8 protein-coding genes are annotated in these 14,292 nt (G+C 71.6%); 3 read left to right on the plus strand and 5 right to left on the minus strand.

Going from position 1 to position 14,292, the window contains the following annotated elements; translation table 11 throughout:
- Window positions 1-16 precede the first annotated feature (16 nt).
- Window positions 17-1,711, minus strand: a complete 1,695-nt coding sequence (locus IF78_RS0125535; protein WP_031484991.1) for an extracellular solute-binding protein — start codon at window positions 1,709-1,711, stop codon at window positions 17-19.
- A gap of 324 nt (window positions 1,712-2,035) precedes the next feature.
- Here IF78_RS0125535 and IF78_RS0125540 point away from each other — a divergent pair, with 324 nt between their 5' ends.
- Window positions 2,036-4,873 carry a glycoside hydrolase family 3 C-terminal domain-containing protein gene (locus tag IF78_RS0125540; protein WP_031484993.1) on the plus strand — a complete coding sequence of 946 codons (2,838 nt, stop codon included), beginning with the start codon at window positions 2,036-2,038 and terminating at the stop codon, window positions 4,871-4,873.
- Between the two features lie 118 nt (window positions 4,874-4,991).
- Here the strand turns inward: IF78_RS0125540 and IF78_RS0125545 are convergent, their stop codons facing one another.
- From IF78_RS0125545 to IF78_RS0125560, 4 genes are all read right to left on the minus strand, one after another.
- Window positions 4,992-6,437: an aldehyde dehydrogenase family protein gene (locus IF78_RS0125545; protein WP_031484996.1), complete on the minus strand. Its 1,446-nt coding sequence runs from the start codon at window positions 6,435-6,437 to the stop codon at window positions 4,992-4,994.
- Between the two features lie 140 nt (window positions 6,438-6,577).
- On the minus strand, window positions 6,578-7,384 hold the full coding sequence (locus IF78_RS0125550; RefSeq protein WP_234439900.1) for a phosphatase PAP2 family protein: 807 nt from the start codon (window positions 7,382-7,384) through the stop codon (window positions 6,578-6,580).
- A gap of 221 nt (window positions 7,385-7,605) precedes the next feature.
- Complete coding sequence (gene gabT, locus IF78_RS0125555) at window positions 7,606-8,940, minus strand: 4-aminobutyrate--2-oxoglutarate transaminase (RefSeq protein WP_031484999.1); 1,335 nt, start codon at window positions 8,938-8,940, stop codon at window positions 7,606-7,608.
- A 94-nt stretch (window positions 8,941-9,034) separates the two neighbouring features.
- Window positions 9,035-10,147 (minus strand): hypothetical protein, encoded by a 1,113-nt coding sequence (locus tag IF78_RS0125560; protein WP_158751505.1) that lies wholly within the window; start codon window positions 10,145-10,147, stop codon window positions 9,035-9,037.
- A 173-nt stretch (window positions 10,148-10,320) separates the two neighbouring features.
- Between IF78_RS0125560 and IF78_RS0125565 the strand changes: the two genes are divergently transcribed.
- The gene (locus IF78_RS0125565) at window positions 10,321-12,429 is read left to right on the plus strand and encodes a hypothetical protein (protein WP_031485003.1); all 2,109 of its coding nucleotides are present in this window, start codon (window positions 10,321-10,323) and stop codon (window positions 12,427-12,429) included.
- Window positions 12,430-12,574: 145 nt separating this feature from the next.
- Window positions 12,575-14,248 (plus strand): PucR family transcriptional regulator, encoded by a 1,674-nt coding sequence (locus IF78_RS0125570; RefSeq protein WP_031485005.1) that lies wholly within the window; start codon window positions 12,575-12,577, stop codon window positions 14,246-14,248.
- Window positions 14,249-14,292: the final 44 nt, after the last annotated feature.

Genomic DNA, 14,292 nt, shown 5'->3' on the forward strand with positions numbered 1-14,292 from the left:
TTGCCTCAGAGTCTCGTCAGCTCGCCGCCGGACCGTTCTCGTCGAGAAGCTTCTTGTACCAGTCGCGCAGCTTGTCGCCGCCCTTGCTCTTCCAGTCGGAGACGGCCTGCTGCATGTCGCTGATCTTCTTGTGCCCGCGGATGATGTCGTCCTCGAGCTGCTCGAAGTCGTTGGCGAGGTTGGTGTAGCGGGAGGGCTCGGTGATCTGCAGGCCCCAGAAGGACGACTTCTTGGTGAAGGCGCCCATGCGCTGCTGCCACTCGACCATGCCCTGGGTGTATTCCGGGAGGTCGGGGTAGGCGAGGGTCGCGGCAGGGCTCGCGACCATGACGTAGGCGTTGATGACCTCGTTGTTGCCCCTGTCGTTCTTGACGGGGACGCCGTCCTTGAGCGTGTAGTGGGTGCCCTCGACCCCGTAGTGGGTCATCATCCACTCCTTGGTGCCGTACGGCGCCGCGGTGACGTTGGCGACCGCCAGCGCGTCGCGGATGACGGACTCGGAGGCCTTCTTGTTGACGAAGGCGAAGATGTTGGCCGGGTTCACGGCGTACAGCGTCGGGTCACCGCCGTCGTGGCCCCAGATGTCCATGCCCCAGACCTTGACGTCGGGGTTCTGGGCCCTCAAGGAGGCCTGCTGCGCGTGCCAGTTGGAGATGTCGTTGTTCCAGATCAGGAACTCGCCGGCGGCGAACTTGGGGGCCGGGTCGGCGATCTGGCTCTTGCCCAGCTTGAAGTTGGGGTGGACGACTCCGGCGGCGAACAGCTTGCGCGTCCACTCGATGGCTTCCAGGTACTGCGGGGTCTCGATGCGGTTGATCAGCTTGCCGTCGACCATGTTCCACCAGAGCGGCTTCTCACCGCCCCCGAGCACGCCGAAGTTGCTGAACGCGGTCCACTTCATGTCGCCGCAGGCCCACCGCTTGGCCCTGGGGTTGGTGATCTCCTTGCACAGGGCCATGAACTCGTCGGCGGACCGCGGGATTTCGTAGCCCTCCTTGTCGAAGATGTCCTGGCGGTAGAGCGGCACGATGTTCCCGACGTACCCGGCGGGCATCGGCAGGCCCATCAGCTTGCCGCCGAAGATGGAGCGCTGCCAGGCATCGCTGGGGATCGCCGCGAGGTTGGGATACTCCTTGACCTTGTCCCCGGACAGGTACGGGCCCAGGTCGGCGAACTTGCTGATGATGGCGCTGGGTATCTTGCCCATCATGTTCCAGCCGGGGACGACCACCACGTCCGGGACTTCGCTGGAGGCGAGGACCGCGCCGAGCTTCTGGTCGTAGGTGTTGCCGTCCTGGTTCCGCCACTGGACGTCGACGCCGATCAGGTCGTTCATCGACGTGTAGTAGGGGTTGTTCTGCCTGGGCGGCGAGCCCCAGAACGGCGACATGATGGTGACCTTGCCGCCCTTGCCGAGCTTCTTCGGCACCGACGTCTTGAGGGTGGCGATGTCGAGCTTGCTGGTGAAGCCCATCGCGGAGCCGTTCTTGGACGGGATGTCCGGCTGCACGATGTTGCTGGCCACATAGGCCGGCAGGATCTTCTTGGCGTTCTTGCCCGACGTGGTCCCCTCGCGCGACCCGCCGTCCGAACCGCCGCAGGCGGAGAGCAGCGGCATCCCTCCCGCCACCGCTGCGGTGGCGACCGCCGTGGAGGCGAGGAAGCTTCTCCGGCTGGGTCCGGAGGAGGCGGAGGCGGCGTTCGGCGTCATTGCGTCAACCCTTCATGGCGCACCTGGACACCCGGCGGGGGCCGTCGGCTGCGGTGTCTGAGTGGAACTGGCTGAGCTGAAGCGCTCCTCCGACCACTGCGGCGAGATGCGTAGTCGAAGCGCTTCGATGTTGCTGTGAGGTTAAGTGAACCCTCATGGGTGCACAAGGGTCGCTTCCAAGAATCCTCCGACGTGTAAGAAGGGACCTCTTCTTATGCACCGCTTGAAGTAACGGTGTCGATCTCTTGACACTCGCCCTTGAGTCGAATGAGCATCGAAGCGCTTCGAAAGCACCAAGCCGATCCATCGCAAGGGGATCCCCACGTGACCGCACACACGCCGCCCACGCTGCCGTTCCGCGATCCGCAGCTGCCGTTCGCGAAGCGCATCGACGACCTTCTGTCGCGGCTCACCCTCGACGAAAAGATCGGATTCCTGCACCAGTTCACGCCCGCCGTCGAGCGACTGGGCGTCGCCGGGTTCCGCACCGGGCAGGAGGCGCTGCACGGGGTGGCCTGGATGGGTCCGGCCACCGTCTTCCCCCAGGCGGTCGGCCTCGGCGCGACCTGGAACACGGATCTCGTACGACGTGTCGGCGAGGCTGTCTCCAAGGAGACCCGCGCGATGCGCGCCCGGGACGACCGCGTGGGCCTGAACGTCTGGTCCCCCACCGTCAACCTCCTGCGCCACCCCCTGTGGGGCCGCAACGAGGAGGGCTACTCCGAGGACCCGAAGCTCACCTCGGCCATCGCCACCGCGTACACCCGTGGCCTGCGGGGCGACCACCCGACGTACTGGCGTACCGCGCCCGTCCTGAAGCACTGGCTGGCGCACAACAACGAGACCGGCCGCGACGTCACGTCCTCCTCGGTGCGCCCGCGCGTGCTGCACGAGTACGACCTGCGCGCGTTCCGCGAGACGGTCGAGGCGGGCGCGACGGCCGGGGTGATGCCGGCGTACAACCTGGTCAACGGCCGCCCCAACCACGTCTCCCCGTATCTGCGCGAGCACCTGCGCACCTGGACCGACGAGGACCTCCTCGTCTGCTCGGACGCGGGCGCGCCGTCCAACCTGGTCGACTCCGAGCACTACTTCGACACCCACGAGGAGGCGACGGCCGCCGCGCTGCTGGCCGGCGTCGACAGCTTCACCGACCACGGCACCGACAGCTCGAAGATCACCGCACGGGTGCGCGGCGCCCTCGACAAGGGTCTGCTGACCGAGGCGGACATCGACACGGCGGTCCGCCGCCAGCTCTCGGTCCGCTTCCGGCTCGGCGAGTTCGACCCGGAGTACGACCCGCACGCGCTGACCAGGGACTTCGACACCCCGGCCCACCGCGCCCTCGCCCAGGAGGCGGCGGAGCAGTCGGTCGTCCTGCTCAAGAACAGCGGTGGCCTGCTGCCGCTCGCCCCGGACACCCGGCTCGCGGTGGTCGGGCTGCTCGCCGACGAGTGCAAGCTCGACTGGTACAGCGGCACGCTCATCCACCGCTCGACCCCGCTGGAGGGCGTGTACGAGCGGTTCGGCGCGGAGCGTGTGGAGTTCGCGGAGGGCGTGGACCGCGTCCTGCTGAAGACCTCGGCCGGAGCCTTCCTGCACGTCCCCGAGGCCGACGCCGCCGACGAGGTGCGCGGCGCCGAGGGCGCCCTCGACCCGGCCCTGCTCGCCGGCCGTACGGACCTGCCGCCGCTCACCACCGACCCGGCCGGCACCGAACTCGCCCTTGTCGACTGGGGCGAGGGCGTGCTGACCCTGCGTGCCCCCGACGGCCGCTACCTCTCGGTCGCCGAGGACGGCCGCGTCCGCGCCTCCGCCGACCAGCCCGGAGGCTGGGTCGTCCAGGAGACATTCCGCCTGGAACCGCACGAGAACGGACACCTCCTCCGGCACATCGGTACGGGTCGCCACGTCTCAGTCGCCGCCGACGGCGTCAGGGTTGCCGAAGCGAATCCGGAAATCTTCGAGCTCGTCGTCGTCGAACGGGGCGAGGACGCAGTAACGCGGATCACCTCGCGGGCCGACGCGGTCCTGGTGGTCGCGGGCAACGACCCGCACATCAACGGCCGCGAGACCGAGGACCGTACGACACTCGCCCTCCCCGCCCACCAGGAGCGCCTGCTGCGCGCCGCCCGCGCGGCCAACCCGAACACGGTGCTGGCGCTGGTGTCGGCGTACCCGTACGCCGTCGACCACGCGTCCCTGCCGGCGATGCTGTGGACGTCCCACGGCGGCCAGGCGGCCGGCACCGCCCTGGCCCGCGTCCTGGCCGGCGACGTCTCCCCCGCCGGCCGCCTCCCGCAGACCTGGTACGCCGACGACGCCGAGCTGCCCGACCTCCTCGACTACGACGTGATCGGGGCCCGCCAGACGTACCTGTACTTCGAGGGCACCCCCCTGTTCCCGTTCGGCCACGGCCTGTCGTACGCGACCTTCTCCTACGCCGACCTGGACACCGGCGTGACGGACGAGGCACTGCACGTCTCCTTCACGGTCACCAACACCGGCGACGTGACGGCCGACGAGGTCGCGCAGCTCTACACGCGCGCCGTGGACCCGACGGTGCCGCGCCCGCGCCGCGAGCTGGTGGCACACGACCGGGTGCGCCTGGAACCCGGCGAGCGGCGGGAGCTGAGCTTCGAAGTCCCGTTGCGCACCTTCGACTTCTGGGACGTGACGCGGGGCGGATGGCGCCGCGAGCCGGGCCCGTACGAGCTGCTGGCCGGTGCCTCCAGTGAGGACATCCGGCTGCGGACGACCGTGCTCCTGGACGGCGAGGCACCGGCACCCCGCCCGGTCCTCCAACGCGGTCTGAGCGCGGCCGACTTCGACGAGCAGAGCGGCGTCGCGATCGTCGACCGCACGAAGACGTCGGGCGACGCGGTGACGGCCGCGCAGGGCAGGTCGGGAGAACTGGTCTACCGTGACTGCGACTTCGGGGACGGCGTCGCGGAGATGACGGCGAGCATCTCCGGCGACGGCGTGGTCGAGATCTCGCTGGACGGCGGCCCGGCGCTCGCCGTACTGACGTCCAAGGCGGCGGACGCGAGCCCGTACGACTACTCGACGCTGAGCGCCGAGATCATCGCCGAGGGCGTCCGCGACGTCCACATCAGGCTGCGCGGCCCACTGCGGCTCGCGCATGTCGGCTTCTCCGGTTGAGGGTCCGGACGAGGCCGACACAGAGAAGGGGCCCGGCACCGGAAGGCATCGGTGCCGGACCCCTTCGGGGATCCTATCTGAAAATGGTTCCCATTAGCCAGAGGTGATGCGGGCTCGCTCAGAGGGCGAGGCCGGTGAGGACCATCACCCGCTCGTAGGTGTAGTCGTCCATCGCGAACCTCACGCCCTCGCGGCCGACGCCGGACTGCTTGGCACCGCCGTACGGCATCTGGTCGGCGCGGTAGGAGGGAACGTCGCCGATGACGACACCGCCGACCTCCAGCGCCCGGTGGGCCCGGAAGGCGGTCTGCAGGTCACGGGTGAACACCCCTGCCTGGAGGCCGTACTTGGAGTCGTTGACGGCGGCGAAGGCGGCGGCCTCCCCGTCGACCTTCTGCACGGTGAGGACGGGTCCGAAGACCTCCTCGCAGGCAAGGGTGACGTCGGACGGTACGTCGGTGAGGACGGTCGGCGCGTAGGATGCGCCGTCGCGCTTGCCGCCGGTGAGGAGGGCGGCCCCGGCGGCCACGGCCTCGTCCACCCAGGTCTCGACGCGCTTGGCGGCGTCCTCGCTGACCAGTGGCCCGACGTCGGTGGCGTCGTCGCTCGGGTCACCGGTGACCTGCGCCTCGACGGCGGCGACGATACGCGGCAGGAGGCGGTCGTGCACGGACGCGTCCGCGATCACTCGTTGTACGGAGATGCAGGACTGGCCGCCCTGGTAGTTGGAGAAGGTGGCGATGCGGCCGGCGGCCCAGTCGAGGTCCTCGTCGGAGGCGAAGTCGCCGAGCACGACCGCCGCGCCGTTGCCGCCCAGCTCCAGGGTGCAGTGCTTGCGCGGCACCGAGTCCATGATCGCGTAGCCGACCGTCTCGGAGCCGGTGAAGGAGATCACGGGCAGGCGCGGGTCCTGGACGAGCGCGGGCATCCGGTCGTTGGGGACCGGGAGGATGCTCCAGGAGCCGGCGGGCAGCTCGGTCTCGGCGAGCAGCTCACCGATGACCAGCCCGGACAGCGGGGTGGCCGGGGCGGGCTTGAGGATGATCGGCGCGCCGGCGGCGATGGCCGGGGCGATCTTGTGGGCGCACAGGTTCAGCGGGAAGTTGAACGGTGCGATGCCGAGCACGACGCCCTTGGGGAAGCGCCGGGTGAAGGCGAGCCGGCCCTGACCGCCGAGGTCGGTGTCCAGCCGCTGGGCATCTCCCCCGTTGAACCGCCGGGCCTCCTCGGCCGCGAACCGGAACACGGACACGGCACGGCCGACCTCGCCGCGGGCCCACTTGACGGGCTTGCCGTTCTCGGCGGAGATCAGCTGGGCGATCTCCTCGGTCCGCTCGGCGAGCCGCCTGCTGACGTGGTCGAGGGCGGCGGCGCGCACATGGGCCGGGGTCGCGGCGAACTCGTCCCGGACGGCGTACGCGGCGGCCACGGCCTCCTCGATCTGCGCGTCCGTCGGCACGCTCACCTTGCCGACGACCCGCCCGTCCCACGGGGAGGTGACATCGAAGCTGTCCTCGCCGCTGACCTGGCGGCCGGCGAGCCAGAAGGCGTGGGTGGAAGTCATAGTGGAGTCCCGGCCCTTCCGCGTTGGGGGTGTCCTGGTGTGTCGTGGTCCACGGTAGGGGTGCGGGGGCACAGGGGCGTTTGTCCGGGGTGTAGTGGTGAGGGCCGAGGGCGCACCGATTTGGCGGAGTACCGCGAGGACTAGCGCCGTTCGGCAGGAGCGTTCCTGCGCAGGAACAGCCACAGCAGGGCGAGCAGCACCGCGCACAGGGACCAACTGGCCAGTACGTCCAGTGGCCAGTGGTAGCCGCGCCGGACCAGTCCGAAGCCGACGCCGAGGTTGAGGACAGCGCAGGTGGCGAGGAGGGCTCGGCGGGCGAGTACGGAGGTCAGCCACGGGAGGAGCAGCATCGTCGCGGCCCCGTAGGCGACGGCGGCGGTGGCCGTGTGGCCGGACGGGTAGTAGCCGGTGCCGGGTGGCACGACCGGGGTGCCGGGGCGGTCCGTCAGTTCCTTGAGGGGGACTATCAGGGCCGGGACCAGAGCCATGAGGGCGGCGGCCGCGGCGGCCGGCCACCACCAGTGGTCTGTACCGGCACGGCGGCGGGCCCGCCAGGTGACGTACGCCAGGACCGCGCCCAGCACCGGCACCGCGACCTGCACATTGCCCAGGTCCGCGAGGAGTTCGGAGAGGCGGTCCGGGTGGATCAGGACCCGGCTGGCCGCCTCGTCGAGGTCGGCCAGCGGGCCGTCGGCCACCACCTGCCAGGTGATGAGCGCGAAGAGAAGGGCCGGAAGCCCGAGAAGGAGAGAGAGGGAGGTCGGCCGCCCCGGAACAGGGGGGGTGGTTCCGAGGCGGCCGTCCGGATCGGATGGTCGCGCGCCCCGGGGGGTTTGGGGCGGGCGACTGTCCGATCGGTGAGGAGATCCGGAGCCGGAAGCCCCGGTTGTGTGCGCGAGGGCACGACCAGGTCGAAGCTGGGGAGGCCTCGGCCTGATGTCACCCAGAGTCCCCTCTGGGCGGGGTGTATCTCTCATCTGGTTAGAACCTACGACAGGGCGACGGCGTAAGACAGGCGGAATCGCGTCCTGCCATCCACCTCGCACACCTTCTTCACACGCTCTGACGGTAGCCGCCCCAGCCCCGGAACCGCGAGCGGTGTCAGGGCTGGGGCGGATGGGGTTCCCGGAGCGGGGACCTGTCGCTCACCAGTGGTTTTGCAGTGACCTCAGATGCGGGCGAATGCCTGCTCGATGATGTCGAGGCCCTCGCCCAGGAGCTCGTCGCCGATCACCAGCGGGGGCAGGAAGCGCAGCACGTTGCCGTAGGTGCCACAGGTCAGGACCAGCAGGCCCTCCTGGTGGCAGGCCTTGGCGAGCGCGGCGGTCGCCTCCGGGTTCGGCTCCTTCGTCGCCCGGTCCTTGACCAGCTCGATCGCGATCATGGCGCCACGGCCACGCACGTCGCCGATGATGTCGAACTTCTCGGCCATTGCGGTGAGGCGGGCCTTCATGGTGGCCTCGATCTGCTTCGCCCTGGCGTTGAGGTCCAGCTCCTTCATCGTCTCGATGGAGCCGAGCGCACCGGCACACGCGACCGGGTTGCCGCCGTAGGTGCCGCCCAGGCCGCCCGCGTGCGCGGCGTCCATGATCTCGGCGCGGCCGGTCACGGCGGCGAGCGGGAGACCGCCGGCGATGCCCTTCGCGGTCGTGATCAGGTCCGGGACGATGCCCTCGTCCTCGCACGCGAACCACTGACCGGTACGGCAGAACCCGGACTGGATCTCGTCGGCGACGAAGACGATGCCGTTGTCGGCGGCGAACTGACGGACCGCCGGCAGGAAGCCCTTGGCCGGCTCGATGAAGCCGCCCTCGCCGAGCACCGGCTCGATGATGATCGCGGCGACGTTCTCCGGGCCGACCTGCTTGGTGATCTGGTCGATGGCCTGCGCGGCGGCCTCGGGACCGGCGTTCTCCGGACCGGTCGGCCAGCGGTAGCCGTAGGCGACCGGCACGCGGTAGACCTCGGGCGCGAACGGGCCGAAGCCGTGCTTGTACGGCATGTTCTTCGCGGTCAGCGCCATCGTGAGGTTGGTGCGGCCGTGGTAGCCGTGGTCGAAGACGACGACGGCCTGGCGCTTGGTGTACGCACGGGCGATCTTGACGGCGTTCTCGACGGCCTCGGCACCGGAGTTGAACAGCGCCGACTTCTTGGCGTGGTCACCCGGCGTCAGCTCGGCCAGGGCCTCGGCGACGGCGACGTAGCCCTCGTACGGCGTGACCATGAAACAGGTGTGGGTGAAGTCGGCGAGCTGCGCGGTGGCCCGGCGTACGACGGCCTCGGCGGACGCGCCGACGGAGGTCACGGCGATGCCGGAGCCGAAGTCGATGAGGCGGTTGCCGTCGACGTCCTCGATGATGCCGCCGCCCGCACGCGCGGTGAACACGGGCAGCACGGAGCCCACGCCCTGCGCGACCGCGGCGGTACGGCGGGCCTGCAGCTCCTGCGACTTCGGGCCGGGGATGGCGGTGACGACGCGGCGCTCCTGAGGAAGTGCGCTCATGAGGGGCTCCTGGAGGTGTTACGGACTCTTGTCTTCTCTTTTCTCGCAGGCTAGGGCTGGCAGCGGGGGGTGGGCATGCTCCATGTGGGCGTTGTCAGCGGCGCCGCTTGTCCGTGGTGGACATAGCGACCCGGACCGGCTTGGCGCCACCGGGGACGGAGACGACGCAGGGCCCCTCGGGATCGCCCGCCATCCACAGGCCGGTCGCCCGTTCGTCGACGTACACCCGGAACGGGCTGGGCGTCAGCGTCCGCCCCTCGGCCTTGATCAGCTGCTGCCTGCCCCGGCTGCGGATCTCGCAGCCGACCGGGCGCCAGGGGTGCTCGCCCAGCGTGCGGGCCGTGCGGCGGGTGGCGACGACCAGGTAGATGTGGAACGGGAGGAGCGTCACCTCGAGCAGCGCGCCCATCACCACCAGTCCGATCATGTCGTGGCCCTCGTCGGCGACGATCACGGCGATCTGGACCGCGAGCACGGCCGGCCAGACGAGGAGCAGCGCGGCGACCCGGTTGACCAGGCGGCGGCGTATCACGCGCCGCGTCGCCGGGTGGGAGAGCGCGCTGCCGGAGGGGTCCGGGACCGGGGCGTCCGTCCGCTCGGGATTGTCCGGCAGCAGGCTGTGCCGCAGATACCGGTGGCGCAGGCGGCGGGGTGCGTGCTCCGTGGTGCGGGAGGCGGCGATGACGACCTGGTCGTCGAGGAGGCCGCAGTACCAGAACCGGGCGATCCGGGCCCTGCGGTCCGCGGGGGCCTTGCGGTCCATGCGCCGGCTCCACCACAGCGGCGCATGGATGATCAGGGGCAGTCGGCGCCGGGGATTGTCGGGGTCGGGGACCTCGAACCAGGCGTCGTTCACGTTCCGGGCCCTCGCGTGGCCCGACAGGCCGTGCCGCGGGTTGTCCACGGTGCGCCAGGGGTGGGCGCGCAGGAGGCGGCGTACACGCCAGGCATTGGGGAGCTCGGCGAGCAGCTGGAGGAGCAGACCTATGAGCGAGACGACGAAGAACAGCACGGTCAGCCAGGCCACCCGCTCGCGCACCGCGACGGTCGTTCCGGAGTACCAGGTCCACCATGCGGCGCACACCCCGACGATCAGCAGGCTCCGCCCCGTCTGCCGCCACCACGCCCGCCGGGTCGCCGCGTCGTCCCAGGCGACGCCCGAGACTCCGGTCAAGTCCTTTTCATCAGTGGGCAGTTGATCGGTCACCGGGGAGTCTCCGTCTCCTGTTCCGCGCGTCTGAGGCAGGTCACGACGATATCCGGAGCATCTCGGTCCGCTGCGTCGGCCGTGTAAGCGGTGAACTCCCCAGGAGAGGGCGTTAGATTGACTCGCTGATGGTGGATGGCACGGATGGAACGGCTGGTCAGGGGGCAAGGGCGATGGACAGCGACGGGACCCAGGACGCGCGGGGCACGCACGCGACACCTGTGCCACGTCCAGCGGTACCGCCGGAGGTCCCCGCGGTGCCGCCGCGGCCTGCGCGGGCGCCGGGCGAACCCGCGTTTCTGACGTGGCTGCGGGCGCCGCGACCGGAGGCGCTGCCGGGCGTGTGGCGGTTCGGGCACGTGCCCCGGCCGGACGAGGAGCCCGAGCGGATTCCGGCGCGGCAGTTGCTGAGCGGGGCGCTGATCGCGTTCCTGGTCGGCTGGCTGATCTGGTCGCTGCTGTGGAACGGCTATCTCGGCGGCTGGTGGGTGCTGCCCCTGGAGCTCTTCACCCCCGACTCCTGGCGGGAGAACAACGACCGCGTCGGCAACGCGATCCTCTGGTACGGCTACTACACGCTCATCGCCCTCGCCATCATGTTCGCCGTCGGCCGCCTGGGCCGCTGGGGCGAGGTCTGGCGCCGCTACGGCCCGCCCGCCTGGCGAGGCACCGCAACGACGCCCGAGCGTCCGCCGACCCCCGAACAGGACCCCGCGACCTGGCCCGCGCTGCGCGCCGCCGGTGCCTCCGACGCCGCCGAGCGGCTCGCCGCCGACGCCCGCTCCGGGCAGATGCGCGACGTCGACTACGCCCGGATCGCTCGTGCCTGGCAGGGCGTGCGCAGCGGGCGGCACGACCTCGCCACCTTCTCGGGCGCCGTGCTCAGGGACGGCGCCGCCGCCTGTCTGCACCCGTCGGGTGAGCGCGACCTGCCCGCCCGGGTCGCCCGGCACGACCTCGTCAGCGGTCAGGTGCGGCTGGGCACGACCGCCGACGATCCGCGCAATCCGTACGCCTATCGGGGCACCGGCCTGGGCCTCGGGCCCGACCTGCTCGGCACCTCCTTGCTGGCCGTCGGACCCGCCGGGTCCGGCAAGACGGGGACCGTGGTGCGGCCGCTCGCCGAGTCGCTGTGTCTGCACGCGCTGGCCGGGCGGGCCGCCGTGGTCGTGGTCGGCGCGGCGGGCGCGGGGCTCGGACCGGCGGACGCGTACGACGTCGTCGTACGGATCGGAGACCCGGAATCGGTCTACGACCTGGACCTGTACGGCGGCACCAGCGACCCCGACGAGGCCGCGGCCGTGCTCGCCGAGGCGCTCGTCGGGGACCTCGTCGACCCGCATCCCGGCAGCGACAGCCGCCGCTCCACGACCGTGCTGGCCCAGCTCCTCGGACCGTTCCGGGCGGTGCACGGCCGTTTCCCGTCCGTGCCGGAGCTGCGGCAGCTGCTGGACGGCTCGCCCGGGGCGCTCGGCGCGCTGCGTACGGCCCTGGAGGGATCGGGGCAGGAGTCGCTGCTGCGGGAACTGGACGCGCGGGAGCGGCAGTTGGGGCATCCCGGTGATGTGTCGGCCGTGCTGGCGGACCGGGTGGCGCTGCTGGACCGTCCCGCGTTCGCGGGCTTCTTCGACACGTCCGGACAGTCGCGGCCGTTCTCGCTGCAGGCCCTCGACCACCCCGTCCGGGTCCGCATCGATCTGCCCGCGCGCGGGCACGCCGAGGCCTCGCGGATGCTGGCGCGGCTGGTGCTGGCGCAGTTCACGGCGAGTGTCGCGATCCGGGAGGACCGGTCGCTGTTCGCCTGCCTGGTGCTGGACGACGCGACGGGGGTCGTGACGCCCGAGGCCGTACGGGGGATCCAGCGGCTGCGGTCGGGCAACGCGGGCGCCGTACTCACGCTGCGCACCCTGGACGACGTACCGAGGCCGCTGCGTGGGCCGCTGCTCGGTTCCACGGGGTGCCGGATGGCGCTGGCCGGGGTCACGCCGTGGGACGGGCAGGACTTCGCCGAGGTGTGGGGCAAGGAGTGGACCGAGGCGCGGGACGTCACCGACCGGCAGATCATCGCCGAGACCCCGGCCGGGAAGGCGGTGCACGCGCTGCGGCGGGTGATCACCGGCAAGGCGCCGACGGCGCGGGCGGTGACCGTGCGGCAGGTCGAGCGCGAGCGGTGGTCGGCGTCCGAGCTGGCGCACGCGGTGCCACCGGGCCATGCGGTGCTGTCGCTCACCAGCGTCCAGGGCGAGCACGCGCCGCCGTTGCTGGTGGATCTGCGGGGGTGACCTCGGCTTCCGGGTGCGCGACCGCACGGTGACCGTACGGTGAGGCAGAATCGACACAGGTCGTTCATACACGGCGGCCAAAAGATCACCGGGACCACACCGATGATCACCGCGATCACACCGATCACACCGATTTGAAGGCCTCATGCCCCCCACGCTCGCCTCGCTCGTCCACCACTCCGCGCTCAAGCTGACCGTGCGGGCGGGCGAGGACCGTCTGGACGTGCCCGTGCGGTGGGCGCATGTCAGTGAGCTCGCCGACCCGGTCCCCTATATGGAGGGCGGCGAGCTGCTGCTGATCACCGCGCTCAAGCTGGACGCGGAGAACCCCGAGGCGATGCGGCGCTATGTGCGGCGGCTGGTCGGCGCGGGCGTGGTCGGGCTCGGCTTCGCGGTCGGTGTCAACTACGAGGAGATCCCGAAGGCGCTGGTCGACGCGGCGGAGGAGGAGCGCCTGCCGCTGCTGGAGGTGCCGCGCCGCACGCCCTTCCTTGCCATCAGCAAGGCCGTCTCGGCGGCCATCGCCGCGGACCAGTACCGGGCGGTGACGGCCGGGTTCGCGGCGCAACGGGAGCTGACGAAGCAGGCGCTGACCGGCGGGCCGGACGGGCTGCTGACCGCGCTGGCGGCGCAGGTGAACGGCTGGGCGGCGCTGTACGACGCGTCCGGTGCCGTCGTCGCGACGGCACCCGACTGGGCGGGTCGGAGGGCGGCACGGCTCACGGCGGACGTCGAGCGGCTGCGGGAGCGGCCCGCGCCGGCGTCGTCGGTGGTGGGCGGACCCGAGCACGAGGACCGGGTCGAGCTGCACTCCCTCGGCACGGGGCGCCGGCCACGGGCAGCGCTGGCCGTGGGGACGGCGGCGGCGCTGGGCACGGCGGAGCGGTACGCCGTGCACTCGGCGATCGCGCTGCTGACGCTGACCACCGAGCGGTCGCGGTCGCTGCACGCGGCCGAGCAGCGGGTGGGGGCGGCGGTGCTGCGGATGCTGCTCGCCGGGGAGCCGGATCACGCGCGGGCCGTGGCGGGAGACCTGTACGGCGAGCTGCTGGACGCCCCCTTCCGGGTGATGGTGGCCGAGGCGGCGCCGGTGTCGGCGGCGCGGGTGGTGGACTCCGGGACGCGGGTGGCGCTCCCCGCGACGTCCACTGCGGTGCCGGTCGCCACGCCCGAGGCGGGCGGTGATCCACTGGGTGCGCTCGCCGAGGTGGTGGAGTCCGCGGCGGCAAGGGCCGGCGAGGCGGTGCTCGTGGTGCCGGAGGGCGAGGGCGAAGCGGCTCGGGTCGTGGTGCTCGCCGCGGACGGGGGCGCGGCGGTGGCGGCGTGCGCGGAGTACGCGGCGGCGTTGGAGGCGGCGCGGGCGGGGGCATCGCCCGAGCGGCCGGGCGACGAGAACGAGCTGGTGATCGGGCTCTCGGCACCGGCCGGGCCCATCGCCGCGGCGGCCGCGTACAAGCAGGCCGAGCAGGCCGTGTCGGTGGCCCGGCGGCGGGGCCGGGTGTGCGTGGAGCACGAGCAGCTGGCCGCCGGGTCCGTGCTGCCGTTGCTCGCGGACGACGCGGTGAAGGCGTTCGCGGACGGCCTGCTGCGGGCGCTGCACGAACACGACGCGATCGGGCGGGGGGACCTGGTGGCCTCGCTGCGGGCGTGGCTGTCGCGGCACGGGCAGTGGGACGCGGCGGCCGCGGATCTGGGGGTGCACCGGCACACCTTGCGGTACCGGATGCGGCGGGTGGAGGAGATCCTGGGGCGGTCACTGGACGACGCGGACGTGCGGATGGAGCTCTGGCTGGCGTTGAAGGCGACGTCGGCGGCGTAGCGGGCGAGGGGGCCCGCGTCCGGGCCCCCTCGGCGCCGGGCCGT

The organism is Streptomyces bicolor (assembly GCF_000719285.1).
Taxonomy (GTDB): Bacteria; Actinomycetota; Actinomycetes; order Streptomycetales; family Streptomycetaceae; genus Streptomyces; species Streptomyces bicolor.

What these genes read in the sequence shown, in the direction of transcription:
- IF78_RS0125535 (WP_031484991.1), bottom strand. Translation starts at nt 1,711, where the DNA reads ATGACGCCGAACGCCGCCTCCGCCTCCTCCGGACCCAGCCGGAGAAGC.
- IF78_RS0125570 (WP_031485005.1), top strand. Translation starts at nt 12,575, where the DNA reads ATGCCCCCCACGCTCGCCTCGCTCGTCCACCACTCCGCGCTCAAGCTG.
- gabT (WP_031484999.1), bottom strand. Translation starts at nt 8,940, where the DNA reads ATGAGCGCACTTCCTCAGGAGCGCCGCGTCGTCACCGCCATCCCCGGC.
- IF78_RS0125565 (WP_031485003.1), top strand. Translation starts at nt 10,321, where the DNA reads ATGGACAGCGACGGGACCCAGGACGCGCGGGGCACGCACGCGACACCT.
- IF78_RS0125545 (WP_031484996.1), bottom strand. Translation starts at nt 6,437, where the DNA reads ATGACTTCCACCCACGCCTTCTGGCTCGCCGGCCGCCAGGTCAGCGGC.